Genomic DNA, 24,844 nt, shown 5'->3' on the forward strand with positions numbered 1-24,844 from the left:
CGACCGCTCGGTTCGTAGCCGAGTACTCTATCCAGCTGAGCTACGGATGCAAAATGGCGGTGAGGCGGGGATTCGAACCCCGGATGCAGCTTTTGACCGCATACTCCCTTAGCAGGGGAGCGCCTTCAGCCTCTCGGCCACCTCACCACACGCCTCTTACGAGTGCTTCGAAGAACTTGTTTCTGCTCTTCGTCGCTGCGATGGCGCACATATTACTTTCTGGTACTTATAAGTCAAACCTTTTTTCGAGACCTTTTTTTCGTTTGCACACTTCCCGCGCAATTAGCCTGTGAAAACGGCAAAAAGAGTATTTTATCAACAAGAAATTGCTGATTTTGCTGCTGCTAACGCAAAAGATAACGGGAGCGGAATCCGCGTAAACGACAAAAAAGAGAGGCTGTCGGAGAAGAAAAGTGGAAAAAACGAACCTGGGAGGGATGCGCCTCACCAAACAGCGAGGCGCGAAAACCTTAGTAACTGGACTGCTGGGATTTTTCAGCCTGGATACGCTGGTAGATCTCTTCACGATGCACAGAGACTTCTTTAGGGGCATTTACGCCAATACGAACCTGGTTACCCTTCACCCCTAAAACTGTCACAGTGACCTCATCTCCAATCATGAGGGTCTCACCAACTCGACGAGTCAGAATCAGCATTCTTTGCTCCTTGAAAGATTAAAAGAGTCGGGTCTCTCGTATCCCGGCATTATCCATCATATAACGCCAAAAAGTAAGCGATGACAAACACCCTACGGTGTAAGCAGTCACGGCATCACATTCTGTTAAACCTAAGTTTAGCCGATATACACAACTTCAACCCGACTTTATCGTTATCAGTGCTTCTCGCGCAAGATGCTGTAGTCCGAGAACCACAGCATCTATGCGATTATAGTTATTACAGTTTTGCGCTTACCCAGCCTTTCACACTGGCCAACGCAGCAGGGAGAGCAGACGCATCGGTACCGCCGGCCTGCGCCATATCCGGACGACCGCCCCCTTTACCGCCCACCTGCTGGGCGACCATACCAACCAGTTCCCCTGCTTTCACGCGGTCTGTCACATCCTTAGACACACCCGCAATCAGAGAAACCTTACCTTCTGCGACCGTAGCTAACACAACAACCGTTGAACCCAGCTGATTTTTCAGATCGTCAACCATAGTACGCAGCATTTTCGGCTCAACGCCGGCCAGCTCGCTGACCAGCAGCTTAACGCCGTTAATCTCTTCGGCTTTGCTGGAGAGGTTTGCGCTCTCCTGCGCGGCAGCCTGCTCTTTCAGCTGCTGCAGCTCTTTTTCCAGCTGACGGCTACGCTCCAGCGCGGCGCGTACCTTCTCGCCGAGGCTGTGGGTATCCCCTTTCAGCAGCTGCGCAATATCGCCCAGCAGATCGCTTTGCGCATGCAGCAGCGCCATCGCGCCTTCGCCGGTGACCGCTTCGATACGGCGCACGCCTGCGGCGGTGCCAGACTCAGAGGTGATGCGGAACAGGCCGATATCACCGGTACGCGAGGCGTGAGTTCCGCCGCACAGCTCGGTGGAAAAATCGCCCATTCGCAGCACGCGAACGCGATCGTCATACTTCTCGCCAAACAGCGCCATTGCGCCTGATTCACGAGCAGCGTCAATATCCATGATATTGGTTTCGATTGGCAGGTTGCGACGGATTTGCGCGTTCACCAGATCTTCAACCGCGCGGATCTCCTCCGGCTTCATCGCCTCAAAATGCGAGAAGTCGAAGCGCAGCGCTTTGTCGTTGACCAGGGAGCCTTTCTGCGCAACGTGCGTACCGAGAACCTGACGCAGCGCCGCGTGCATCAGGTGCGTCGCGGAGTGGTTCAGACGGATACGCTGGCGGCGAGCCTGATCGACATCTGCCTGTACGGCGTCGCCGACCTTCAGCGAACCGCCATTCAGTTTACCAATATGACCAATTGCCTGACCGTATTTCTGTGTATCGCTGACCTGGAAGGAGAAACCGGCGCCCTTCAGCTCGCCTTTATCCCCCACCTGGCCGCCGGATTCAGCGTAGAACGGCGTCTGGTCGAGGATCACTACGGCTTCCTGACCGGCGTTCACCGCATCTACCGCTTTACCATCGATAAACAGGGCAGTCACTTTGCCGTTCAGTTCCAGGCTGTCATAGCCTTTAAACTCAGAGGCGCCGTCAACGCGGATCATCGCGTTGTAGTCCGCGCCAAAACCGCTGGATTCGCGCGCGCGACGGCGCTGCTCTTCCATTGCGGCTTCAAAGCCGGCTTCGTCAACCTTGATGTTGCGTTCGCGGCAAACGTCGGCGGTCAGGTCAACCGGGAAACCGTAAGTATCGTACAGGCGGAAAGCGGTTTCGCCGTCCAGCGTGTCGCCCTGTAGTTTAGCCAGCTCTTCATCCAGCAGCGCCAGTCCGCGCTCGAGAGTACGGGCAAACTGCTCTTCTTCGGTTTTCAGCACCTGCTCAACCTGAGCCTGCTGCTGTTTCAGCTCTTCGCCGGCGGAGCCCATCACATCAATCAGCGGGGCGACCAGTTTCCAGAAGAAGGTCTCCTTCGCACCCAGCATGTTGCCATGACGGATTGCGCGACGAATGATGCGGCGCAGCACGTAGCCGCGGTTTTCATTCGACGGGATAACGCCATCAGCAATCAGGAAAGCGCAGGAACGAATGTGGTCAGCGATAACGCGCAGGGACTTGTTAGAGAGATCGGTCGCGCCGGTGACGTCAGCCACGCTCTTAATCAGATCGCGGAACAGATCGATATCGTAGTTGGAGTTAACGTGCTGCAGTACGGCGGCAATACGTTCGAGGCCCATACCGGTATCCACGGACGGCTTAGGCAGCGGCTCCATTGTCCCGTCAGCCTGACGGTTGAACTGCATAAAGACGATATTCCAGATCTCAATATAGCGATCGCCGTCTTCTTCCGGCGTTCCCGGAGGGCCGCCCCAGATATGGTCGCCATGGTCGAAGAAGATTTCGGTGCATGGACCGCACGGCCCGGTGTCGCCCATCTGCCAGAAGTTATCGGAAGCAAAAGGCGCGCCTTTATTGTCGCCGATGCGAATAATACGCTCGCGCGGTACGCCAACTTCATTTGCCCAGATGTCGAACGCCTCGTCATCGGTTTCGTAGACGGTCACCCACAGTTTTTCTTTCGGCAGGGCGAACCAGTTCTCACCGGTCAGCAGTTCCCATGCGTATTTGATAGCGTCCTGTTTGAAGTAGTCGCCGAAGCTGAAGTTACCCAGCATTTCAAAGAAGGTGTGGTGACGCGCGGTGTAACCGACGTTTTCCAGATCGTTGTGCTTACCACCCGCACGAACGCAACGCTGCGCGGTGGTTGCGCGCGAATAATTACGTTTGTCGAGACCAAGGAAAACATCCTTGAACTGGTTCATCCCGGCGTTGGTAAACAGCAGGGTCGGGTCGTTATGCGGCACCAGGGAGCTGCTCGCAACTACCTGATGTCCTTTACTATGGAAAAAGTCGAGAAACGCCTGACGGATCTCAGCGGTGCTCTTGCTCATAATTATCCTGAAATCAAGCTAACGAAATGTCGCTGGCAGCCACTACCCAGTATCGACCGGCAGGCTACTCACGAAAATAAAGTGGGAATAAGATAAGTTTTCTTTACGGGGAAGTAAAATCCCGGATGGGTCAATCTGCAAAATTTCGCCAGATTTCCTGGATATCTTCCATCAGATAGCCGCGGTAGAGCAAAAAGCGCTGAATTTTGACTTTTTCTGCAAATACGGTGGGCAAGGGTTCGCCATATTTTCTCTGCGCCTGCTCTTTAGCAAGCTGTGCCCAGTCGATTTCGCAGTCACGCATGGCTGACTCTATCGTCTCGCGGGAAATCCCCTTCTGCTTTAGCTCCTGGCGGACGCGCGCCGGGCCGTATCCCTTGCGGCTGCGGCTGGCAATAAACTGGCCGACAAAGCGATCGTCGTCCAGATAGCGGTTCTCAATACACCATTCGACAACGTTATCGACCTCTTCCGGCGTTACGTTTAGCGCTTCAGGGCCGTTCTTGCTCATCACCGGCGCAGCCAGTTTGCGCCTGAGCTCCTGTTCGCTATGGTCGCGCATTGCCAGAATGCGAATCGCGCGATCCAGCAGACGGGCATAGTCAGAGCGGCGGGATGAAGTTTCAGTCACGGGCAACCTCGCTAATCAAAAAAGCAAAAGGGCCGCATAAGCGGCCCCTTGTTAGTCTGTTCAGACGATATCAGAAATCTTGTTCGGTTTCTGCTTCGCTGTTGCCATCAACCGCGAAGTCCGGCGTGGAGTCCTGATTGCTCAGCAGCAGTTCACGAACTTTCTTCTCGATCTCTTTTGCTGCAGCCGGGTTCTCTTTCAGCCAGGAGATCGCGTTCGCCTTACCCTGACCAATTTTATCGCCGTTGTAGCTGTACCAGGCGCCCGCTTTCTCAATCAGCTTCTCTTTCACGCCGAGATCGACCAGCTCACCGAAGAAGTTGATACCTTCGCCGTAGAGAATCTGGAATTCGGCCTGTTTAAACGGCGCGGCAATTTTGTTTTTCACCACTTTAACGCGGGTTTCGCTGCCGACAACGTTGTCACCTTCTTTCACCGCACCGATACGGCGGATATCCAGACGCACGGAGGCGTAGAATTTCAGCGCGTTACCACCGGTAGTGGTTTCCGGGTTACCGAACATGACGCCAATTTTCATACGAATCTGGTTGATAAAGATCAGCAGCGTGTTGGACTGCTTCAGGTTACCCGCCAGTTTACGCATCGCCTGGCTCATCATACGCGCCGCGAGGCCCATGTGAGAGTCGCCGATTTCACCTTCGATTTCCGCTTTCGGCGTCAGCGCCGCAACGGAGTCGACGACGATAACGTCTACCGCACCGGAACGCGCCAGCGCGTCACAGATTTCCAGAGCCTGCTCGCCGGTGTCCGGCTGGGAGCACAGCAGGTTGTCGATATCGACGCCCAGCTTGCGAGCATAAACCGGATCCAGCGCGTGTTCCGCATCGATAAACGCACAGGTTTTACCTTCACGCTGCGCGGCGGCGATAACCTGCAGCGTCAGCGTGGTTTTACCGGAAGATTCAGGCCCGTAAATCTCGACGATACGGCCCATCGGCAGGCCGCCTGCGCCCAGGGCGATATCCAGGGAAAGCGAGCCGGTGGAGATTGTTTCCACATCCATGGAGCGGTCTTCACCCAGGCGCATGATGGAGCCTTTACCGAATTGTTTTTCGATCTGGCCCAGTGCTGCCGCCAACGCTTTCTGTTTGTTTTCGTCGATAGCCATTATTACTCCTCTCATGCCGGGTGTAACCGGGTAGTCAATTCTGTTCTGTTGAAGCAATTATACTGTATAGTCATACAGTATCAAGTATTTTGTAGAAATTGTTGCCAGAGGAGATTTAGCGCATAGGCCGTGGCCTGGCGGCGCACCGCCTCCCGGTCTCCGGCAAAGCATTCGCGCTGGGTTACGCCCTGTCCGCTGGCGCTCGCCACGCCAAACCAGACGGTGCCCACCGGCTTTTCCGCGCTGCCGCCATCCGGCCCGGCGATGCCGCTGACCGAAATCGCGTAGTCCGCGCGAGCCGCGCGCAGGGCGCCAATCGCCATCTCCACGACCACCGGTTCGCTCACCGCGCCATGGTCAAGCAGCGTCGCTTCGCTGACGCCAATCATCTGCGACTTGGCTTCATTACTGTAAGTCACAAAACCGCGCTCAAACCACGCCGAGCTGCCGGCAATATCGGTCAGGGTTTTGGCGACCCAGCCGCCAGTGCAGGACTCCGCCGTGGTCACCGTCGCGCCGCGCGCTTTCAGCGCCTGCCCCACCTGCTCGCTCAGCTGCATTAATTCCGAATCTGTCATTCGTCGCCCCACGTAAGCTCTATAAACAGGCCATCAAAGATAGCACTTCCAGCGAAGATATGGGGACGGGGTGGCGAATTTACGAGGAGGCTTGCGAAAATCATCGCCCACGCTGTCGCAGCACTTTCGGATAGCAGCCTGATGTCACCGGTGTCACAATTCACCGCACATTAAAGGAAGAGTTAAATTCGAGGTTATCTGGAATGGCCAAAGCCCCCTTTACCGCAGAGCAGAGTCTGCAAAAAATCCGTCAGGTGCGCCTTTGCCTGTTCTTATGCGGCTTATTTTCACTGTTCACCGCGCTTCTGCATATTTTCACCCGCTCCTTCAATCCCCTGTGTGAAGGCGTGCAGCTCTTATTGGGCGTCGGCTGCGTGATCTATGGATTTACTTTAAGCAAAAGAATCAAGCAGATACTTAACGGGCAGCCCGGATAAAAACCGGCCCCCTGCGGGCCGGCAGAAACTATTGCATACTGGCCGCAATCAGCTCGACGTTGTGACGCAGCATTTTCACATAACTGTCCGCCACGCCGCCGGGTTTAGAGAGCGCTTCAGGATAGAGTTCACCGCCCGGCTGCGCGCCCGTTGCGCTGGCGATCTGCTTGACCAGCCTTGGGTCGAGCTGGTTTTCCATAAACCAGGTATGCACGCCGTCGGCTTTAATTTGTTGAATTAAAGCCGCTACCTGCGCCGCGCTGGCTTCACTCTCCGACGATAATCCCTGCGGCGCGAGGAAGGTCACACCATAGGCGCGGCCAAAATAGCCGAAAGCGTCATGGCTGGTGAGCACTTTGCGTTTCTCCAGCGCAATGGCGCTGAACTGGCTTTTTGCCCAGCGATCGATATCGTTGAGCTGGCTGATATAGCGCTGACCGGAAATCTCCAGCGCAGCCTTATCATCCGGGTCCGCTTTTACCAGGCCGTTAAGGATATTCTGCGCATACAGGGCGCCGTTGGCGGCGCTGTTCCACGCATGCGGATCGGTTACCGTTGCGCCATCTTCTTCAAGCGTGTGAGTTTTGACTCCGCGGGAAGCTATCACCAGCTCGCCTTTGAAACCGGATGCCTTAATTAAGCGGTCCAGCCAGCCTTCCAGCCCCAGACCGTTGACTACCACGACATCCGCTTTACTCAGCAGCGCGCTATCTTTCGGCGAAGGCTCAAAGGTATGCGGATCGCCGTCCGGCCCCACCAGCGTATTGACATGCACGTGTTCGCCGCCAATCTGCTGCACCATATCGCCTAAAACGGAAAAACTACTCACGACATTCAGCGTTTTCGCCATCACCCCGTGCGATGCGAGCCCCAGCGCCAGCGCCAGCCATATCCCGGTACGTTGCTTCATTTTCCTTACCCCATTAATTTACGCCAGCCGACAACCAGCCGGCTGCGCGTGCCAAAAAATACCGATACAAAAAAGATGCCGCTGGCGGTCAGCACGATCGCGGGTCCGGCAGGCAAATTCGCCGCCCACGACAGGCTCAGCCCCATCCACGCGCAAAAACTGCCAATCGACGCCGCCAGCAGCAGAATGCCCGGCAGCGTTCGCGCCCAGCAGCGCGCAGCGAGGGCAGGCAGCATCATGACGCCTACCGCCATCAGCGTGCCGAGAACCTGAAACCCGGCCACCAGGTTGAGCACCAGCAGGGCGAGAAACAGGCCGTGGAGCAGCGCCGGCAATCTTCGCGAGTTCACCTGAAGCCAGACGCTATCGAAGGCTTCACTGACCAGGCCGCGATAAAACAACGCGATGCAAATCAGGGTCAGGCTGGCAACGGCGGAGACAAACAGCGCCGAATCGCGGTCTACCGCCAGAATCGAGCCAAACAGCAGATGCAGCAGGTCGACGTTAGAACCGCGCAGCGAGACCAGCGTAACGCCCAGCGCCAGGGAGCCGAGATAAAACCCGGCGAAGCTGGCATCCTCTTTTAAAGGCGTGCGTCGGCTGACCCATCCCGCCACCAGCGCCACCGCAATGCCGGCAATAAAACCACCGACGGTCATCGCCAGCAGCGACATCCCGTTAAGCAGGTAGCCCGCCGCCACGCCGGGCAAAATCGCATGCGAGAGCGCATCGCCCATCAGGCTCATGCGACGTAAAAGTAAGAAAACGCCGAGCATCGTAGTGCTCAGGGAGAGCGCCAGGCACACCACCAGCGCGCGGCGCATAAAGCCAAACTCGATAAAGGGTTGAATAAAGGTGTGCCAGATCATACCAGCCTCGCGGAGTGAAAGGCGGGCAGTACATCAGGCGTACAGCCCCAGCGGGCGTGCTGCGACGTTAGCAGCAGCGTTTCCGGGAAATAGTCGGCGACCCGTTGGTTATCGTGCAGCACCGCCAGAATCGTCTGTCCCTGCTGGTGCATTTCGAGGATCAGCGCCATCAGCTCACGACAGGTCGCTTCGTCGATGCCGGTAAACGGTTCGTCAAGCATTACCAGCGGCGCGCGTTGCACCATGACCCTTGCGAAGAGCATGCGCTGAAACTGGCCGCCGGAGAGCGCCTCAATCGGCGTTTTCGCCATCGTTAACAGTCCCACCCGCTCTAAGGATGCGACGATACGCTGACGCCCCTCTCCCCTGAGCCCGCGCAATAGCGATACCCGGGGCCAGGCCCCCTGGCTGACCACATCCTGCACCGTCAACGGAAACTGCGACTCCAGGGCATGACGCTGCGCCAGCCAGCCGATAACGGGTCGTTCACCGCGCCAGTTCAGACGGCCGCTAACCGGTGGAATAAAACCGGCCAGCGTCTTGAGCAGCGTCGACTTCCCACAGCCATTAAGGCCGACAATCGCCGTCATACTCCCCGTTGCAATCGTACCGCTAAGGGACGGCGTGATCGCCAGCCCTTCATAGCCAGCCACCAGGTGGTCGAGCTTAATCATGGCAGGGATACCGCCCACCAGGTTGCCAGCCACAGCACGGCCAGCACTACGCAGGCCATCGTCAGCCGGGCGATGCCTGAAGTCATCAATAAGGAAGTCAATGTTTACGCCTCAATAAAACGTTATAACATAACAATATTAAAAGAAGCGTAGATTGTAAATTGGCGTCAACAAAAGGAAATGCTGCAAAATGTTACAGACTCCTCTCCGGACGGAGAGGAGCGCAGAAGGCGGGATTACTGCATCCGGGCCTGAGAAACCGCCAGGCCCAGCTGCCAGACGGCCATCGCGTAATGGGTGCTGTGGTTATAGCGGGTGATGGTGTAGAAGTTCGGCAGGCCGTACCAGTACTGATAGCCGGTACCGACATCCAGACGCAGCAGGCTCGCCTGCTGATGGTTACCCAGCGGCTGGGTCGGGGTTAATCCTGCCGCCGCCAGCTGCGAGACGCTGTATTTAGTTTTAAACCCATTGTTCAGGCCAGGCGCCTGGCCCAGCGCCTGTACCGCGACCAGATCGCCGCTCACCCAACCGTGCTGCTTGAAGTAATTCGCCACGCTGCCGATGGCATCGACCGGATCCCACAGATTGATATGCCCGTCGCCGTTAAAGTCCACGGCATACTGCTTATAAGAAGAGGGCATAAACTGACCATAGCCCATTGCCCCGGCGAAGGAGCCTTTCAGATCGAGCGGGTCATCCTGTTCGCTGCGCGCCATCAGCAGGAACGTTTCCAGCTCGCCAGAGAAGTATTCGGCGCGGCGCGGATAGTTAAACGACAGCGTCGCCAGCGCATCGAGGATACGGGTCTTACCCATCACCCTGCCCCAGCGGGTCTCAACGCCAATAATCCCGACGATAATTTCCGGCGGCACGCCGTAAACCTGGTACGCGCGGTTGAGCGCATCCTGATACTGGTTCCAGAACGCCACGCCGTTCTGCACGTTATCCGGGGTAATAAACTGTTTTTTATAGCGCAGCCAGGCGCCGTTTGGCCCTGACGGCGGCAGCCCGGTCGGCGCCTGGCGGTCCATCAGACGCAGAACATAGTCCAGACGTTTAGCCTGCGAGAGGATCTCATGCAGCTGCTGTCGGTCAAAGCCGTGCTTGCTCACCATCTTGTCGATGAACTGCTCCGCCGCCGGGTTATTCGCGAAATCACCGCTCATCTGCATCACGTTATGCTGCGGCTCAAGTAAAAAACCGCCCGTGCCGCCCGCCATTTCCTTTTCCGCGGGGGTTTGAGGTTTGCTGCTGCAGGCAGCGAGTAGAACGCAAAGAGGGAGTAAAGCCAGATAACGACGCTTCAACATGGGACATCCATTCAACAAATCGGCAAGGGATAATTATGGTAAAGCATGCGCCCGCTCACAAGGAAGCGGCGACGATGTAAATTCTTTTTTCTTGCCGTTTTTGCTTATGCCTCGCCGGATCTTTCTTTCACTTCAGCCATAAACTTTCAAAATAAAATATTTATCTTTCATTTTGCGATCAGTTTAACACTTTTGAACCTTTTAAAATGATTAAAATTAGCCGCCAGTTAGCAAGAAAAATAACACGCTGAAGGAGAGAACAATGATTGAAGTCGTTACCCACGGCGCCGAGTGGTTTATCGGCCTGTTTCAGAAGGGAGGCGAGGTATTCACCGGAATGGTCACCGGGATCCTGCCTTTGCTGATCAGCCTGCTGGTGATCATGAATGCGCTGATCAACTTTATCGGTCAGCAGCGGATCGAAAAGCTGGCGCAGCGCTGCGCCGGTAATCCGATCTCGCGCTACCTGCTGCTGCCCTGCATCGGCACCTTCGTTTTCTGTAACCCGATGACCCTGAGCCTTGGGCGCTTTATGCCCGAGAAATACAAACCGAGCTACTACGCGGCGGCCTCCTACAGCTGCCACTCAATGAACGGCCTGTTTCCGCATATCAACCCCGGCGAACTGTTCGTCTATCTGGGGATCGCCAACGGGCTGACCACCCTCGGCCTGCCGTTAGGGCCACTGGCGGTGAGCTATTTGCTGGTGGGTCTGGTGACGAACTTCTTCCGCGGCTGGGTAACCGATCTGACCACGTCGATTTTTGAGAAAAAAATGGCCATCCAGCTTGAGCAGAAAGTCCACCTGTCAGGAGCGACATCATGACCCGTATTCGCATTGAAAAAGGCACCGGCGGCTGGGGCGGACCGCTCGAACTGGACGCCGTTGCCGGTAAAAAAATTGTCTATATCACCGCGGGCACCCGTCCGGCGATCGTCGATAAAATTGCCCGCCTCACCGGCTGGCAGGCGGTCGATGGTTTTAAAGAGGGCGAGCCGCCGGAAGCGGAAATCGGCGTGGCGATTATCGACTGCGGCGGCACCCTGCGCTGCGGTATCTACCCGAAGCGCCGCATCCCGACCATTAATATTCACGCGACCGGCAAATCGGGTCCGCTGGCGCAGTATATCGTCGAAGATATTTACGTTTCCGGCGTCAAAGAAGAGAACATTTTCGTCCTGGAAGATGGCCCCTCCCCGGCCCCGCAGGCCGCACCAGCCCAGCCGGCGGTCCGCGACTATGACACCAGCAAGAAAATCACCGAGCAGAGCGATGGCCTGCTGGCCAAAGTCGGCATGGGGATGGGTTCCGTCGTGGCGGTGCTGTTCCAGGCCGGGCGCGACACCATCGATACGGTGCTGAAAACCATTCTGCCGTTTATGGCCTTCGTCGCGGCGCTGATCGGCATCATCATGGCCTCCGGCATCGGCGACTGGGTAGCCCATGGCCTGGCGCCGCTCGCCAGCCATCCGCTGGGCCTCGTCACCCTGGCGCTAATCTGCTCTTTCCCCCTGCTGTCGCCGTTTCTCGGCCCCGGCGCGGTCATCGCCCAGGTTATCGGCGTGCTGATTGGCGTGCAGATTGGTCTCGGCAATATTCCGCCGCATCTCGCCCTGCCCGCGCTGTTCGCCATCAACGCCCAGGCCGCCTGCGACTTTATCCCGGTTGGCCTGTCGCTGGCGGAAGCTCGCCAGGATACGGTGCGCGTTGGCGTACCGTCGGTTCTGGTGAGTCGCTTCCTGACCGGCGCGCCAACGGTGCTGATCGCCTGGTTCGTTTCCGGATTTATTTATCAATAAGAGGTGCCTGAAGATGACCGTGATTTACCAGACCACGATTACCCATATCGGCGCCAGCGCGACGATGGCGCTGGAGGAGCAAATGCTGATCACCTTCCGCGAAGGCGCCCCGGCCGATATCGAAGAGTACTGCTTTATTCACAACCACGGTGAGCTGTCCGGCGCGCTGGTGCCGGGCACGGAGCTACAGCTTGGCGAGCTGCGCTACCCGGTCACCGCCGTCGGCGACGTTGCCGAACAGAACCTGCGCGAGCTGGGCCATATCACGCTGCGCTTTGACGGGCACCGCGAAGCGGAATTCCCCGGGACCGTACACGTGGCGGGCCCGGTGCCGGAAGGCATCACCGCCGGCTGCGTACTGAAATTTGTTGCTTAAGCTGTAAGGAGAAAATTATGAATCAGGTTGCTGTTGTCATCGGTGGGGGACAAACCTTAGGAGAGTTTTTGTGCCGCGGGCTTGCCGCAGAAGGCTATCGCGTGGCGGTAGTCGATATTCAGAGCGATAAAGCGACCCGCGTCGCCCAGGCCATCAACGCGGAGTATGGCGAAGGCACGGCGTGGGGCTTCGGCGCGGACGCCACCAGCGAAGCCAGCGTGGTCGCCCTTGCTCGCGGAGTGGATGAAATATTTTCCCGCGTCGATCTGCTGGTCTATAGCGCCGGGATCGCTAAAGCGGCCTTTATTAGCGATTTCGCGCTGGGGGATTTCGACCGTTCTCTGCAGGTGAATCTGGTGGGCTACTTCCTCTGCGCCCGCGAGTTTTCCCGCCTGATGATCCGCGACGGCATTAAAGGTCGCATCATCCAGATTAACTCTAAATCCGGCAAAGTGGGCAGCAAGCATAACTCCGGCTATAGCGCGGCGAAGTTCGGCGGCGTGGGTCTGACGCAGTCGCTGGCGCTGGACCTCGCGGAGTACGGTATTACCGTACACTCCCTGATGCTCGGCAACCTGCTGAAGTCGCCGATGTTCCAGTCGCTGCTGCCGCAGTACGCCACCAAGCTGGGGATCCCCGAAGAGCAGGTCGAGCAGTATTACATCGATAAAGTCCCGCTAAAGCGCGGCTGCGATTACCAGGACGTACTTAACGTGCTGATGTTTTACGCCAGCCCGCAGGCTTCATACTGTACCGGGCAGTCCATCAACGTCACCGGCGGGCAGGTGATGTTTTAAAACGTTGCGCACTGTTTCCCCGGAGGCGATGCTGCGCATCTGTCCGGGCTACCGATTATGCGGCTGTCTGGTAGACCGGACAGGCGCAACGCGCCGCCTCCGGGGAAATATCGCACACACCTTAAGGAGACTTTATGGTTACCGCACTTATCACCGTCGCCGCCATCGCCTGGATAACCCAGCTCACCTTTGGCGGCTGGCAAATCAGGCAGTTCAATCGCGCGTTCGATCGGCTGTGCCAGCAGGGACGCGTCGGCGTCGGCCGTTCCTCGGGGCGGTTCAAGCCGCGCGCCGTCGTCGCCATCGCCGTCGACGAAAACGACCGCATTTGCGATACGCTGCTAATGAAAGGCCTCACCGTCTTCGCCAGGCCGCAAAAAATCCCCGTCCTGACCGGTAAACATCTTGAGGAATTGCAGCCTGATGTGATCTTTCCCAATGATCCGCTTTGTCAGAATGCACTATCATTAGCGCTTAATCCGAAACATGGATAATTTCGTTGTGAACGTTAATATCTTGCGAAATTATCATTTCGAAACTTTAAACGCAGGATACAACGCTTATGAAACCACGTCAGCGCCAGGCAGCCATTCTCGAGCACCTGCAATCGCAGGGCAAATGCTCGGTCGAAGAGCTGGCGCAACACTTCGACACCACCGGTACCACCATCCGTAAGGATCTGGTGATCCTTGAGAATGCCGGTACCGTTATCCGTACTTACGGCGGCGTGGTGTTAAATAAAGACGAGGCCGATCCGCCCATCGACCACAAAACGCTGATTAACACCCATAAAAAAGAGCGGATTGCCGAAGCCGCCGTCAGCTTCATTCACGATGGCGACTCGATCATTCTTGACGCCGGCAGTACGGTGCTGCAAATGGTACCGATGCTCAGCCGCTTCAATAACATTACCGTGATGACCAACAGCCTGCATATCGTCAACGCCCTCTCTGAACTGGATAACGAACAAACCATCCTGATGCCGGGCGGCACGTTTCGCAAAAAATCGGCCTCCTTTCACGGCCAGTTGGCGGAAAACGCCTTCGAACACTTCAGCTTCGATCGACTGTTTATGGGCACCGACGGCATTGATTTAATCGCCGGCGTCACCACCTTTAATGAGGTTTATACGGTCAGCAAAGCGATGTGCAATGCCGCCCGCGAAGTTATCCTGATGGCCGACTCGTCGAAGTTTGGCCGCAAAAGTCCCAATATCGTCTGCGGCCTGGAGAGCGTGGACAAACTGATTACCGATGCCGATATCAGCCCGGAATTTAAGCGGGCGCTGGAAGACAAAGGCATCGAAGTCATTATTACTGGAGAACATCATGAGTAACTTTCTGTTAGAAGCCGGACGCCAGACCCTGATGCTGGAGCTTCAGGAGGCGAGCCGCCTGCCTGAACGCCTGGGCGACGACTTCATCCGCGCGGCGGAAACCATCATCCACTGCGAGGGCAAACTGGTCGTCTCCGGTATCGGTAAATCGGGTCATATTGGTAAAAAGCTGGCCGCCACCTTCGCCAGCACCGGCACCCCGGCATTTTTTGTTCACCCGGCGGAAGCGCTGCACGGCGACCTCGGAATGCTCGACAGCCGCGACGTGATGCTGTTTATCTCTTACTCCGGCAGCGCCAAAGAGCTGGATCTTATCGTTCCGCGCCTGGAAGAAAAATCCATTCCGCTGCTGGCGATGACCGGTAAATCCACTTCACCGCTGGCGCTGGCGGCCAAAGCGGTGCTCGATATCGCCGTAGAGCGCGAAGCCTGCCCGATGCACCTCGCGCCCACCTCCAGCACCGTCAATACCCTGATGCTCGGCGACGCGCTGGCCATGGCGGTCATGCAGGCCCGCGGCTTTAACGAAGAAGATTTCGCCCGTTCGCACCCGGCGGGCGCGCTGGGCGCGCGGCTGCTGAACAAAGTCCATCATCTGATGCGCCGCGATGGCGACGTGCCGCGCGTCGCTAACGACACCAGCGTCATGGACGCGATGCTCGAACTCAGCCGCACCGGCCTGGGGCTGGTGGCGGTTTGCGATGAACGCAATCACGTGCAGGGCGTCTTTACCGATGGCGACCTGCGCCGCTGGCTGGTGGGCGGCGGCAGCTTACAGGATATCGTCAGCCAGGCAATGACCCGCAACGGCGTCACTCTGCAAGCGGAAAGCCGCGCGATAGAAGCCAAGGAGCGCCTGATGAAGCACAAAATCAGCGCCGCTCCGGTAGTGGATGAAAACGGCCAGTTGGTCGGCGCGATTAACCTGCAAAACTTTTATCAGGCCGGGATCCTTTAAGCCCCAGACGTTTCGCCAGCCGGTGCAGGTTGGCGACGTCGAGCTCCAGCGCGCGGGCGGCTGCGGCCCAGTTTCGACGGTTATCCGCCAGCGCTCTGGCGATCGCTTCGCGCTGAAACGCCTCTGTCGCCTCGCGCAGGCTTACCGCTCCCACCGACGGCTGCGGGGTAACGGTCGGCAAGGCCGGCGTTTCCTCGGCAAACTGGAAATGCTGCGGCTCCAGCACCACTTCATTACCCGCCTGCGTCGCCCGCGCCAGTACCACCGCCCGATGAATCGCGTGCTCCAGCTCGCGCACGTTGCCCGGCCATGCCCACGCAAGCAGCCTGCCGCGCGTCGCCTCGCTTAAAATCACCTGCGCCAGCCCCATGCGCACACGGCACTGTTCGCAAAAATAACCGGCCAGCAGCACCACGTCATTGTCCCGCTCGCGCAGCGCCGGAACCGACAGCGGAAACACGCTCAGCCGATGATACAAATCGGCGCGAAAACGCCCCTCCACGACCTCCTGACGCAGATCGCGGTTAGTGGCCGCCAGCACCCGCACATCGACCCGCAGGCTGCGGTCGTCGCCGACGCGCTGAATATCGCCATACTGCAGTACCCGTAGCAGCTTGGCCTGGAGCGCCAGCGAAAGCTCGCCAATTTCATCGAGAAATAGCGTTCCGTTATCTGCCATTTCAAACTTACCGCTGCGGTTGCTGATCGCCCCGGTAAATGCCCCTTTGACGTGGCCAAACAGTTCGCTCTCCGCCACGCTCTCCGGCAGGGCCGCGCAGTTGAGATAGACCAGCGGATTGGCCGCCCTCGGCGACCCCTGATGCACCGCTTTCGCCACCAGCTCTTTGCCGGTGCCGGTCTCGCCGCTAATCAGCACGTTTAAGTCAGAGGCCGCGACGATGTCGATCTCCTTCTTCAACTGCAGCATCGGCGCCGACAGGCCAATGATCTCCTGACGTTCGGATACCGGATACGCGATAGCCTGTTCCGGCAGCACGTTTTGATTCTCCAGCCTGGCGATCAGCAGCGCGTTATTGAGCGCTCCGGCGACCAGAGCGGCTATCAGGCGCAGCTCCTCGTCGCTAAAGCTGTCAAAACGGTCCGCATCCATCCCGTCGAGGGTGAGCGCGCCGATCAGGGTTTGTCCGGCAAACAGCGGCAGGCCGACGCAGGCGTGCACCTTCAGGCTCTCCTGACCGGGGATCAGCCCATCGTAAGGGTCCGGCAAATCGCTGTCCGCCGGGAACCGCACCACGTCCCCCGCCCGAGCAATCGCCTCCAGCCGCGGGTGGCCTTCAAGGGCAAAGCGCCGGCCAAGCACGTCCTGGGCCAGGCCATCAATCGCCAGCGGCACAAACTGGTGCGCCTCATAGCGCAGCAGCGCCGAGGCATCGCAGCCGAGTATCTGCCGCAGGGTGGTAATCAAACGCGAGAAACGGTCGGCATGGCCGAGATCGCTTTGTAAATCAATGGCGATTTTCGCCAGGGCCTCGACGGAGAAACTCATGTTCGCCTCATAGTCATTTTGACATTTAACATAGTCATATCGACTATTTTAACCATTGTCATTTTGACATCAATGAATTTTAATAAAAATATAAAAACCATTAAATTCAATAAATTAAAAAGTTGGCACGCAACTTGATATAAGCAAAACATCCTATTTGAACAATGCTGAATTAATTGAGGTTGCTATGTCTATTCTGGTTAAAAATAACATTCATTGGGTTGGCCAACGCGACTGGGAAGTGCGTGATTTCCACGGGACGGAATACAAAACGCTGCGCGGCAGCAGCTACAACAGCTATCTTATCCGGGAAGAAAAAAATGTGCTGATCGATACCGTCGATCATAAATTCAGCCGTGAATTCGTGCAAAATCTGCGCGGCGAAATCGACCTCGCCGATATCGATTACATCATTATCAACCACGCGGAAGAGGACCATGCCGGCGCGCTCACCGAACTGATGACGCAAATTCCGGACACGCCGATTTACTGCACCGCCAACGCCATCGACTCCATCACCGGACACCATCATCACCCGGAGTGGAATTTCAACGTGGTGAAAACCGGCGACAGCCTGGATATCGGCAACGGCAAGCAGCTGATTTTCGTCGAAACCCCGATGCTGCACTGGCCGGATAGCATGATGACCTACATGACCGGCGACGCGGTGCTGTTCAGCAACGACGCCTTCGGCCAGCACTACTGCGATGAACATCTGTTTAATGATGAAGTTGACCAGGTTGAGCTTTATGAGCAGTGCCAGCGCTACTACGCCAACATTCTGACCCCGTTCAGCCGTCTGGTGACGCCGAAAATTACCGAAATCCTCGGCTTTAACCTGCCGGTAGATATGATTGCCACCTCCCACGGCGTGGTCTGGCGCGATAATCCGACGCAAATCGTCGAAAAATATCTCGAGTGGGCGGCGGATTATCAGGAAGACCGCATCACGATTTTCTACGACACCATGTCCAACAATACCCGCATGATGGCCGATGCGATCGCTCAGGGCATTACCGACGTGGATCCGCGGGTGGCGGTGAAAATCTTCAACGTCGCCCGCAGCGATAAAAACGACATTCTGACCAACGTGTTCCGCTCGAAAGGCGTGCTGGTCGGCACCTCAACCATGAATAACGTGATGATGCCGAAAATCGCCGGGCTGGTGGAGGAGATGACCGGCCTGCGTTTTCGCAATAAGCACGCCAGCGCCTTCGGTTCCCACGGCTGGAGCGGCGGCGCGGTTGATCGCCTGTCCACGCGTTTACAGGATGCGGGCTTTGAAATGTCCCTGAGCCTGAAGGCCAAATGGCGTCCGGATCTCGACGCGCTGGAGCTGTGCCGTGAACACGGTCGCGAAATCGCCCGCCAGTGGGCCCTCTCCCCGCTGCCGGCGAGCCAGGCCAAACACGCCGCGACTGAGGTAACGCCCTGCGCAGCGCCAGCGGCAGCCGATCTCGGCCCGAAAATGCAGTGCAGCGTTTGCCAGTGGATTTACGACCCCGAACAGGGCGAACCGAACCAGGACGTCCAGCCGGGTACGCCGTGGAGCGAAGTCCCGGATAACTTCCTCTGTCCTGAATGTTCTCTGGGTAAAGATGTATTTGACGTACTGGCATCGGAGGCAAAATGAGTGATGGCATCGTCATCATCGGCTCGGGCTTCGCGGCCCGTCAGCTGGTGAAAAATATTCGCAAGCAGGACCCGAATATCCCGCTGACCCTGATCGCCGCCGACAGCATGGATGAGTACAACAAACCGGATCTCAGCCATGTGGTCAGCCGCGGGCAGAACGCCGACGACCTGACCCTGCAAACGGCGGGTGAGTTTGCCGAGCAGTACAATCTGCGCCTGTTTCCGCATACCTGGGTCAGCGATATCGACGCTGATAATCAGCGGGTGAAGAGCCAGGACCACGAATGGCGATATGACAAACTGGTACTGGCCACCGGCGCGACGCCGTTTATCCCACCGGTGCCGGGCCGCGAGCTGATGCTGACGCTGAATAGCCAGCGAGAATACGGCGCGGCGCAAAGCCAACTGCGCGATGCAAAAAGGGTGCTGATCGTTGGCGGCGGTCTGATTGGCTGCGAGCTGGCGATGGATTTCTGCCGCGCCGGCAAAGCGGTGACGGTCTTGGATAACTCCGCCAGCGTGCTGTCGGCGCTGATGCCGCCGGAAGCCAGCAGTCGGCTGCAGCATCGTCTGACCGACATGGGCGTGCATCTGATGCTGAAGACTCAGTTGGAAAGCCTGGAGCAGAGCACTGACGGGATTCGCGTCACCCTCGACCGCCAGCGTACGGTGATGGTGGATGCGGTAGTGGCGGCCGCCGGTTTGCGCCCGGAAACGGCGCTGGCGCGGCATGCAGGGCTTGAGATAAACCGTGGCGTGGTAGTGAACAGCCAGTTGCAAACCAGCCATCCGGCGATTTACGCCCTCGGCGACTGCGCAGAAATCAACGGTATGGTCCTGCCTTTTCTGCAGCCGATTCTGCTAAGCGCCATGTGTCTGGGTAAAAACCTGTTAGCCCAGCAGGGCGAGCTGAAGCTGCCGCCGATGCTGGTGAAGGTCAAAACGCCGGATTTACCGCTGCATCTGGCGGGCGATACCCGGCGTGAGGATCTGACGTGGAATATCGTTGCCGCCAAAGATGGCCTGGTCGCGAAAGGCGTTGACGCCGAAAACCGGCTGCGCGCGTTTGTGGTTAGCGAAGATCGCATGAAAGATGCTTTTGCCCTGCTCAGGCAGCTGGTGAGTTAACCTCGATGAAATGAGGTTATTCCCGGGTCGCGGCGTAAACGCCTTACCCGGGCTACCGGATCTCAGACGGCAGTAGCCCGGGCAGGCGCCTTGCGCCGTCCCCGGGAGCAGCGCGCAGAGTGGCATAATTTCCCGGAGGCGATGCTTGCGCATCTGTCCGGGCTACCGCCAGCAGACGGCTGTTAACCTGTAGCCCGGCTAAGCGCAGCGCAAGCCGGGGAAAGCCCAACCTACCGCGCCAGGTTATCGTACCCGCGCCAGCGGTAGTTGAGCACCGACAGCACCCAGCAGGCTACGAACAGCCCGACCACTGCAAAACCGGCGTCGCCGAGATGGTCGTTCAATGCGCCGACCCAGCGCCAGACGCCGCCGCTCAGAGAGAACTTATCCATCAACAGCCCCAGCGCCTCCAGGCCGCCGATAAATAGCGCCACCACCACCGAGGTGCCGGTAATAGTCATATTGTAATAGAGCTTGCGCTGCGGCTTGCTGAACGCCCAGCCGTAGGCGCCGACCATCAGCACGTTATCAAGCGTATCCACCAGCGCCATTCCGCTGGCGAACAGCGCCGGAAAAACCATAATCGACCAAATCGATACCCCGCTCGACGCGCTGGCGGCGGAGATCCCCAGCACGCCGACCTCCGTCGCCGTATCAAAGCCGAGGCCAAACAGAAAACCCACCAGATACATCTGCCAGCTGCGGCTAATCAGGCGGAATGTTTTCGCGAACAGCCAGCTCATCATACCGCCGCCGGTCATAATCTCATCGCTCACCTTTTCGCCCTGCTTCCACGCCTGAAAGCTGCGCCAGACGCTGCGCAAAATAACCAGGTTGATAAGAGCCATCACCAGCAGGAATAGCGCCGATACGGCGGTGCCGATAACGCTGCCGGTCTCGTGAAACCAGCTCATCTGCTGGCCAAACGCGGTGGCGGTCGCGGCAATCGCCGCCGAAGCCAGCACCACAATCGACGAGTGTCCCAGAGAAAACCACGCGCCAACGGCAAAAGGCCGCTTCCCCTGCTGCATCATTTTGCGGGTCACGTTGTCGATCGCCGCGATATGGTCGGCGTCCACCGCGTGGCGCAGACCATATCCCCAGGCCAGCAGGCTGGCGGCCATCAGCGCGCCGCTGCCGCCGAACGCCGCAAAAGCCCAGCCCCAGGCCAGCAAATTGGCGGCAATTAATGCCAGCACCAGCGCCGCTGCGCGCGGCTGCTGACGCAAAATCGTCACTATCATATGGGTATCCTTTAAGCCTGCAGGCGGGCCGCAGCGACGATCGCCTGGCCGAGGGCAATCGCACCATCTCCTGCGGGCAGCTGCTGCGGAAAAAGCAGAGTAAAATCGGCCAGATAAAAGGTCAATCGCGCCGTCAGCAGGCGGTTGTGCAGTACCCCGCCGCCGAAGGCCAGCGTGTGAATGTTCCGCGCGTTCGCGCACTCGCGCATCATCGCCGCCAGCCCGCGGGCCAGCGCATCATGAAAGGCCCACGCTTTTTGCGCCGGGCCCGCCTGCCAGCTTAGCCACTGCCGCCAGAACGTCGCCAGGTCCAGTTTACCTTCGCGCCACGGCAGGGTCACCGGATGATCCCCCCCTTCGCAGGTCGCCGCCAGCGCTTCCAGACGGCATGCCGCCTCCCCCTCATAGCTCAGGGCTAGCGGCGCACAGCCCAGCGCGCAGGCGACGGCGTCAAACAGACGGCCGCACGACGATGCCTGCGGCGCATTAATACCACGCTCGATTGCTCGCGCCAGCAGCGGCCAGTTTTGCTGGCGCAGCGCGGCGGTGTCGGCATAATTCTGCCATTCAGGGACAAACGCCAGGCAGTGGGCGAGCAGATTGCGCCACGGCTGACGCGCCGCGAGGTCGCCGCCGGGCAGCGCCACCGACGGCAGACCGCCGAGATGCTCACACTCGCGATAGTTGACCCGCAGGCACTCGCCGCCCCACAGTTCGCCATTCTCCCCCATCCCGATGCCGTCGAGCGTCAGGGCAATCACGTCGCCGCCCTCCAGCGGCCAGCGATGCTCGGCCAGGCACGCGGCAGCGTGGGCATGATGATGCAATACCCGCTCCACCGGCAGCATAAGCGACGCCGCCCACCGCGAAGCGCGGTAGCCGGGATGGGCGTCGGCAACCACCCGCTGCGGCGTAAAAGCGTAGATCTCCTGCATCAGGCGCAGCGCCTGCCGCCACTGCGCCTCAACGCCCTCCTCGTCGAGATCGCCAAAATGCTGGCTGAGCACCGCTTCGTCGCCGCGCAGCAGGCAGAACGTATTTTTCATATCCGCGCCGAGGGCCAGCAGGGGCGGCGCATCGTGAAACCCCGGCGGCAGCGCCAGCGCGTCCGGCACGTAGCCGCGGGCGCGACGCAGCATCTCGCCGCTTTGCCGCACTACGGAATCATCCATCCTCTGCACAATCTCGCGGTTATGCAGCAGAAAACCGTCGGCAATCCCGGCTAAATCCGCCAGCGCCTCTGCGTTGGTTAACGCCGGCGGGCGACCGCTGAGGTTGCCGGAGGTCATCACTAATGGGCGCGCCAGCGCCTGCGAAAGTAAATGCTGCAGTGGATTAGACGGCAGCATCCCCCCTACTTCCGCAAGCCCTGGCGCAATCTGGTCGCACAGCCCGGCCACCTGCGTTTTATCCAGCAGCACGATCGGTGCGGCGGGGGACGTGAGCAGCGTCACCGCCGGTTCATCGAGCCCCGCCGTTGTCGCCAGCATCACCGCCAGCGGTTTCGCCGGGCGATGCTTGCGCGCCCGCAGCCTCGCGACGGCCTCAGGATTTCCGGCATCGCACAACAGATGGAAACCACCCAGCCCTTTCACCGCCACTATATCGCCCGCCATCAGGCGAGCCGTCGCCGCTTCAAGAGCCGCCTCGCCAAATGAATGCGCCTGCGGCCCGCGCCACTCCAGCCGTGGCCCGCACTCGGCGCAGGCTACCGGCTGCGCGTGGAAACGGCGATCGGCGGGGTCGCCATACTCCGCCGCACAGGAGGTGCAGAGTGGAAACGGCGACATAGAGGTCAGTGGACGGTCGTAGGGCATGGCGCGAATAATGGTAAAGCGCGGCCCGCAGTGGGTGCAGTTGATAAACGGATAGCGGTAGCGGCGCTCCTGCGGGTTGTTCATTTCCGCCAGGCATGCCGGGCAGGTAGCGGCATCGGGCACAATCTGCGTGCGCATGCTTCCGGCCCCGCTTTGGCGAATGGTAAAGCCTGGCGGCGCGGCGTCCCAGACAAAAGGCGCCGCTGCCGCGCTGTCGATACGCGCCAGCGGCGGGCAGCGCCGGGTTAACGCGGCGAGAAATGGCGCATCACCGCCGACAAGGCGCACCAGCACGCCGTCGCCGTCGTTGCACACGTCGCCGCGCAGCCCCAGCTGCTGCGCCAGCTGCCAGACGAAGGGGCGGAATCCCACCCCCTGCACTTTACCGCGAATGCGGATCTGCACCCCGTTCATTGCGCGACCGGCCTACCAGGCCAGCGCGGTACGGCGGCGTTTTTCGATATTCATCTGTTCGAGCTTGTTGCGGTCGACGCAAATCAGCGCGTGGGTCGGACAGGCATCCATACAGGCCGGGCCTTCCTCACGGTGGTGGCAAAGGTCGCATTTGTTGGCTTCGGCTTTTTCCGCCATCACGTTCAGCCCCGCGCCGCTGTGGCGGATAACCGGGCGCACCACCACTTCCATGGCGCCGTACGGACAGGCCACCACGCAGGTTTTACAGCCAATACAGCGCTCCTGCATCACGTGGACGAAGCCCTGGTCGCGGCTGATCGCGCCGTTCGGACAGACGTTGGCGCACGGCGCGTCTTCGCACTGACGACAGGCGGTGGCCGTCGACACGTTAACGCCTTTGATCACGTGAATACGCGGTAAAAAGCTTTTTGGCGTCAGCGCGGCACAGTCCTGGTTTTCCTGATGAGAGACCACGCAGGCCACTTCACAGGTGCGGCAGCCGATGCATTTGCTTGCGTCGGCGATAATGAAACGGTTCATCCATTTCTCCAGCAGTAAAAAGGTTACGCGCCGGAGTATGCATAATACGTTCCAACTTTTATCCAATTGATATTAAACAAGATAAATACGGAAGATACTGTCATCGTCAGTTGTGACGATGACAGCTGACGACGTCAGGCATGCGGGCCGGGGACCACCGAGTCGCGTTCAATCAGCTCGCCGGGGAAGAGTTGCTGAAATTTAAAATCGCCGCCGTCGAGCATAAAGATCAGCCGGTTGATGCTCTCTTTGATCATCTCCGTCACCGGAACTTTGACGCTGGAGAGCGCCGGAACCATATACGGCGCCAGCACGATATCGTCAAACCCCACGACCGAGACCTGCTCCGGAACCTTGACGCCGATCTGATGCAGCTGTTTCATCGCGCCAACCGCCATGTCGTCGTTGCTCGCCACCAGCGCGCTGTAGCCGACGCGGCGCTGGCGCAGCGTTTCAACCCCCGCCGCGCCGGTTTCCGGCGTCCAGCGGCCTTCGACGATCAGATCGTTATTCAGGGCAATGCCGTGGCGGGCCAGCGCGTCTTTATAGCCCGAGAGACGCTCAACGCCGGTTGGCGAATCCAGCGAACCGGTAATAAACGCGATTTCCCGATGGCCCAGCGCGATAAGCTTTTCCACCGCCATCATCGCCGAAGCTTTTTGATCGGACCAGACGCAGTGGCTGGCGTTGCGGCGCAGGCGGCGGTTGAGCACCATGATGGGCCGCTCATGATTTTCGATAATCTCATCCATCTCATCAACGCTGAGAAAGCGCGGATAGATAATTATCGCATCGCAGCGCAGATCGAGCAGATACTCAATCGCCTCGCGCTCCTCCTCCGCGCTGTGCTTGCCGTCGGCGAGGATCAGCTGCCGCCCTTTGTCTTCGGTCATCCGCGCGACGTGGTAGAGCAGTTCGCTGAAATAGACGCCGTGATAAAGGGTGTTGGTCACCACCAGCCCGAGGGTCTGCGTCTTTTTCGTCGCCAGGTTGCGCGCCAGCAGATTCGGCCGGTAGCCGCTTTCGGCCACCGCCTGGAAGACGCGATCTTTGGTCTCCTGGCTGACATAGCCGTTCCCCGACAGCACCCGCGAAACGGTGGCCTTTGACACCCCCGCGCGCTTCGCTACCTCCAGCATCGTTGCCATGTGGTTATTCCTGTTGCCAATGTTGCCCGCAGTGTACTGCACACGCTGCGCTTTTTCAGCATTTGCGCGTCGCCCGCGCGG

Annotated in this window: 24 protein-coding genes and 1 tRNA gene; 10 read left to right on the forward strand and 15 right to left on the reverse strand. The window is 58.6% G+C overall.

The window, feature by feature from the left end; translation table 11 throughout:
- Positions 1 to 54: 54 nt before the first annotated feature.
- The 6 genes from IAE27_RS13865 to pncC all read right to left on the reverse strand — a co-directional run bounded on the left by IAE27_RS13865 (position 55) and on the right by pncC (position 5,860).
- Positions 55 to 147, reverse strand: a tRNA-Ser gene (locus IAE27_RS13865).
- Between the two features lie 323 nt (positions 148 to 470).
- Positions 471 to 656 carry a carbon storage regulator CsrA gene (gene csrA / locus IAE27_RS13870; protein WP_000906486.1) on the reverse strand — a complete coding sequence of 62 codons (186 nt, stop codon included), beginning with the start codon at positions 654 to 656 and terminating at the stop codon, positions 471 to 473.
- A gap of 238 nt (positions 657 to 894) precedes the next feature.
- Positions 895 to 3,522, reverse strand: coding sequence for an alanine--tRNA ligase (alaS, locus tag IAE27_RS13875; protein ID WP_023321491.1), 2,628 nt, complete (start codon positions 3,520 to 3,522; stop codon positions 895 to 897).
- 130 nt (positions 3,523 to 3,652) lie between these two features.
- Positions 3,653 to 4,153, reverse strand: a complete 501-nt coding sequence (gene recX, locus IAE27_RS13880; protein ID WP_032728975.1) for a recombination regulator RecX — start codon at positions 4,151 to 4,153, stop codon at positions 3,653 to 3,655.
- A 70-nt stretch (positions 4,154 to 4,223) separates the two neighbouring features.
- Positions 4,224 to 5,282, reverse strand: coding sequence for a recombinase RecA (gene recA / locus IAE27_RS13885; protein WP_004104808.1), 1,059 nt, complete (start codon positions 5,280 to 5,282; stop codon positions 4,224 to 4,226).
- 80 nt (positions 5,283 to 5,362) lie between these two features.
- On the reverse strand, positions 5,363 to 5,860 hold the full coding sequence (gene pncC, locus IAE27_RS13890; RefSeq protein WP_016809455.1) for a nicotinamide-nucleotide amidase: 498 nt from the start codon (positions 5,858 to 5,860) through the stop codon (positions 5,363 to 5,365).
- 203 nt (positions 5,861 to 6,063) lie between these two features.
- On the opposite strand from pncC, the gene IAE27_RS13895 reads away from it, so the two are divergent.
- Positions 6,064 to 6,297, forward strand: coding sequence for a hypothetical protein (locus IAE27_RS13895; protein WP_004114722.1), 234 nt, complete (start codon positions 6,064 to 6,066; stop codon positions 6,295 to 6,297).
- A 28-nt stretch (positions 6,298 to 6,325) separates the two neighbouring features.
- On the opposite strand, the gene IAE27_RS13900 is transcribed toward IAE27_RS13895, so the two are convergent.
- The 4 genes from IAE27_RS13900 to mltB form a co-directional block, all read right to left on the reverse strand.
- The gene (locus tag IAE27_RS13900; protein WP_004114723.1) at positions 6,326 to 7,207 is read right to left on the reverse strand and encodes a metal ABC transporter substrate-binding protein; all 882 of its coding nucleotides are present in this window, start codon (positions 7,205 to 7,207) and stop codon (positions 6,326 to 6,328) included.
- A gap of 5 nt (positions 7,208 to 7,212) precedes the next feature.
- Positions 7,213 to 8,076: a metal ABC transporter permease gene (locus IAE27_RS13905; protein WP_200092558.1), complete on the reverse strand. Its 864-nt coding sequence runs from the start codon at positions 8,074 to 8,076 to the stop codon at positions 7,213 to 7,215.
- A complete protein-coding gene (locus IAE27_RS13910; protein WP_163466548.1) occupies positions 8,073 to 8,783 on the reverse strand; it encodes a metal ABC transporter ATP-binding protein in 711 nt (236 codons plus the stop codon). The genes IAE27_RS13905 and IAE27_RS13910 overlap by 4 nt, the downstream gene beginning before the upstream one ends.
- Before the next feature lie 203 nt (positions 8,784 to 8,986).
- Complete coding sequence (mltB, locus tag IAE27_RS13915; protein WP_004104816.1) at positions 8,987 to 10,063, reverse strand: lytic murein transglycosylase B; 1,077 nt, start codon at positions 10,061 to 10,063, stop codon at positions 8,987 to 8,989.
- A 262-nt stretch (positions 10,064 to 10,325) separates the two neighbouring features.
- Here mltB and srlA point away from each other — a divergent pair, with 262 nt between their 5' ends.
- The 7 genes from srlA (at position 10,326) to gutQ (ending at position 15,330) form a co-directional block, all read left to right on the forward strand.
- A complete protein-coding gene (gene srlA / locus IAE27_RS13920; protein WP_004104818.1) occupies positions 10,326 to 10,889 on the forward strand; it encodes a PTS glucitol/sorbitol transporter subunit IIC in 564 nt (187 codons plus the stop codon).
- Positions 10,886 to 11,863 (forward strand): PTS glucitol/sorbitol transporter subunit IIB, encoded by a 978-nt coding sequence (locus IAE27_RS13925; RefSeq protein WP_004104819.1) that lies wholly within the window; start codon positions 10,886 to 10,888, stop codon positions 11,861 to 11,863. Before srlA ends, IAE27_RS13925 begins: the two co-directional genes overlap by 4 nt.
- Before the next feature lie 13 nt (positions 11,864 to 11,876).
- A complete protein-coding gene (srlB, locus tag IAE27_RS13930) occupies positions 11,877 to 12,239 on the forward strand; it encodes a PTS glucitol/sorbitol transporter subunit IIA (RefSeq protein WP_154022390.1) in 363 nt (120 codons plus the stop codon).
- 17 nt (positions 12,240 to 12,256) lie between these two features.
- The gene (gene srlD / locus IAE27_RS13935; RefSeq protein ID WP_004104822.1) at positions 12,257 to 13,036 is read left to right on the forward strand and encodes a sorbitol-6-phosphate dehydrogenase; all 780 of its coding nucleotides are present in this window, start codon (positions 12,257 to 12,259) and stop codon (positions 13,034 to 13,036) included.
- 134 nt (positions 13,037 to 13,170) lie between these two features.
- Positions 13,171 to 13,530, forward strand: coding sequence for a transcriptional regulator GutM (gene gutM / locus IAE27_RS13940; RefSeq protein WP_108704637.1), 360 nt, complete (start codon positions 13,171 to 13,173; stop codon positions 13,528 to 13,530).
- Positions 13,531 to 13,598: 68 nt separating this feature from the next.
- Complete coding sequence (gene srlR / locus IAE27_RS13945) at positions 13,599 to 14,372, forward strand: glucitol operon DNA-binding transcriptional repressor SrlR (protein WP_004104826.1); 774 nt, start codon at positions 13,599 to 13,601, stop codon at positions 14,370 to 14,372.
- Positions 14,365 to 15,330, forward strand: coding sequence for an arabinose-5-phosphate isomerase GutQ (gutQ, locus tag IAE27_RS13950; protein ID WP_004104827.1), 966 nt, complete (start codon positions 14,365 to 14,367; stop codon positions 15,328 to 15,330). The genes srlR and gutQ overlap by 8 nt, the downstream gene beginning before the upstream one ends.
- Here gutQ and norR read toward each other — a convergent pair.
- Positions 15,293 to 16,837, reverse strand: a complete 1,545-nt coding sequence (norR, locus tag IAE27_RS13955) for a nitric oxide reductase transcriptional regulator NorR (protein WP_032728979.1) — start codon at positions 16,835 to 16,837, stop codon at positions 15,293 to 15,295. The genes gutQ and norR overlap by 38 nt on opposite strands.
- A gap of 187 nt (positions 16,838 to 17,024) precedes the next feature.
- Here norR and norV point away from each other — a divergent pair, with 187 nt between their 5' ends.
- Positions 17,025 to 18,470, forward strand: a complete 1,446-nt coding sequence (gene norV, locus IAE27_RS13960; RefSeq protein WP_004114730.1) for an anaerobic nitric oxide reductase flavorubredoxin — start codon at positions 17,025 to 17,027, stop codon at positions 18,468 to 18,470.
- Positions 18,467 to 19,600 carry an NADH:flavorubredoxin reductase NorW gene (norW, locus tag IAE27_RS13965; RefSeq protein WP_154022389.1) on the forward strand — a complete coding sequence of 378 codons (1,134 nt, stop codon included), beginning with the start codon at positions 18,467 to 18,469 and terminating at the stop codon, positions 19,598 to 19,600. The genes norV and norW overlap by 4 nt, the downstream gene beginning before the upstream one ends.
- Before the next feature lie 230 nt (positions 19,601 to 19,830).
- On the opposite strand, the gene IAE27_RS13970 is transcribed toward norW, so the two are convergent.
- From IAE27_RS13970 to IAE27_RS13985, 4 genes are all read right to left on the reverse strand, one after another.
- On the reverse strand, positions 19,831 to 20,844 hold the full coding sequence (locus IAE27_RS13970; protein WP_004104831.1) for a HoxN/HupN/NixA family nickel/cobalt transporter: 1,014 nt from the start codon (positions 20,842 to 20,844) through the stop codon (positions 19,831 to 19,833).
- Positions 20,845 to 20,855: 11 nt separating this feature from the next.
- On the reverse strand, positions 20,856 to 23,075 hold the full coding sequence (gene hypF, locus IAE27_RS13975) for a carbamoyltransferase HypF (protein ID WP_200092561.1): 2,220 nt from the start codon (positions 23,073 to 23,075) through the stop codon (positions 20,856 to 20,858).
- A gap of 12 nt (positions 23,076 to 23,087) precedes the next feature.
- A complete protein-coding gene (hydN, locus tag IAE27_RS13980) occupies positions 23,088 to 23,615 on the reverse strand; it encodes an electron transport protein HydN (protein ID WP_004104833.1) in 528 nt (175 codons plus the stop codon).
- Positions 23,616 to 23,749: 134 nt separating this feature from the next.
- Positions 23,750 to 24,763 (reverse strand): LacI family DNA-binding transcriptional regulator, encoded by a 1,014-nt coding sequence (locus IAE27_RS13985; protein WP_004114738.1) that lies wholly within the window; start codon positions 24,761 to 24,763, stop codon positions 23,750 to 23,752.
- Between the last annotated feature and the right edge of the window lie 81 nt (positions 24,764 to 24,844).

This window comes from Klebsiella sp. S69 (assembly GCF_016516145.1).
GTDB lineage: Bacteria > Pseudomonadota > Gammaproteobacteria > Enterobacterales > Enterobacteriaceae > Klebsiella > Klebsiella oxytoca.

Bases quoted from the DNA above. Each gene is read 5' to 3' on its own strand.
- csrA (WP_000906486.1), bottom strand. From the start codon at position 656: ATGCTGATTCTGACTCGTCGAGTTGGTGAGACCCTCATGATTGGAGAT.
- alaS (WP_023321491.1), bottom strand. From the start codon at position 3,522: ATGAGCAAGAGCACCGCTGAGATCCGTCAGGCGTTTCTCGACTTTTTC.
- recA (WP_004104808.1), bottom strand. From the start codon at position 5,282: ATGGCTATCGACGAAAACAAACAGAAAGCGTTGGCGGCAGCACTGGGC.
- pncC (WP_016809455.1), bottom strand. From the start codon at position 5,860: ATGACAGATTCGGAATTAATGCAGCTGAGCGAGCAGGTGGGGCAGGCG.
- IAE27_RS13895 (WP_004114722.1), top strand. From the start codon at position 6,064: ATGGCCAAAGCCCCCTTTACCGCAGAGCAGAGTCTGCAAAAAATCCGT.
- IAE27_RS13900 (WP_004114723.1), bottom strand. From the start codon at position 7,207: ATGAAGCAACGTACCGGGATATGGCTGGCGCTGGCGCTGGGGCTCGCA.
- IAE27_RS13905 (WP_200092558.1), bottom strand. From the start codon at position 8,076: ATGATCTGGCACACCTTTATTCAACCCTTTATCGAGTTTGGCTTTATG.
- mltB (WP_004104816.1), bottom strand. From the start codon at position 10,063: ATGTTGAAGCGTCGTTATCTGGCTTTACTCCCTCTTTGCGTTCTACTC.
- srlA (WP_004104818.1), top strand. From the start codon at position 10,326: ATGATTGAAGTCGTTACCCACGGCGCCGAGTGGTTTATCGGCCTGTTT.
- IAE27_RS13925 (WP_004104819.1), top strand. From the start codon at position 10,886: ATGACCCGTATTCGCATTGAAAAAGGCACCGGCGGCTGGGGCGGACCG.
- srlB (WP_154022390.1), top strand. From the start codon at position 11,877: ATGACCGTGATTTACCAGACCACGATTACCCATATCGGCGCCAGCGCG.
- srlD (WP_004104822.1), top strand. From the start codon at position 12,257: ATGAATCAGGTTGCTGTTGTCATCGGTGGGGGACAAACCTTAGGAGAG.
- gutM (WP_108704637.1), top strand. From the start codon at position 13,171: ATGGTTACCGCACTTATCACCGTCGCCGCCATCGCCTGGATAACCCAG.
- srlR (WP_004104826.1), top strand. From the start codon at position 13,599: ATGAAACCACGTCAGCGCCAGGCAGCCATTCTCGAGCACCTGCAATCG.
- gutQ (WP_004104827.1), top strand. From the start codon at position 14,365: ATGAGTAACTTTCTGTTAGAAGCCGGACGCCAGACCCTGATGCTGGAG.
- norR (WP_032728979.1), bottom strand. From the start codon at position 16,837: ATGAGTTTCTCCGTCGAGGCCCTGGCGAAAATCGCCATTGATTTACAA.
- norV (WP_004114730.1), top strand. From the start codon at position 17,025: ATGTCTATTCTGGTTAAAAATAACATTCATTGGGTTGGCCAACGCGAC.
- norW (WP_154022389.1), top strand. From the start codon at position 18,467: ATGAGTGATGGCATCGTCATCATCGGCTCGGGCTTCGCGGCCCGTCAG.
- IAE27_RS13970 (WP_004104831.1), bottom strand. From the start codon at position 20,844: ATGATAGTGACGATTTTGCGTCAGCAGCCGCGCGCAGCGGCGCTGGTG.
- hypF (WP_200092561.1), bottom strand. From the start codon at position 23,075: ATGAACGGGGTGCAGATCCGCATTCGCGGTAAAGTGCAGGGGGTGGGA.
- hydN (WP_004104833.1), bottom strand. From the start codon at position 23,615: ATGAACCGTTTCATTATCGCCGACGCAAGCAAATGCATCGGCTGCCGC.
- IAE27_RS13985 (WP_004114738.1), bottom strand. From the start codon at position 24,763: ATGGCAACGATGCTGGAGGTAGCGAAGCGCGCGGGGGTGTCAAAGGCC.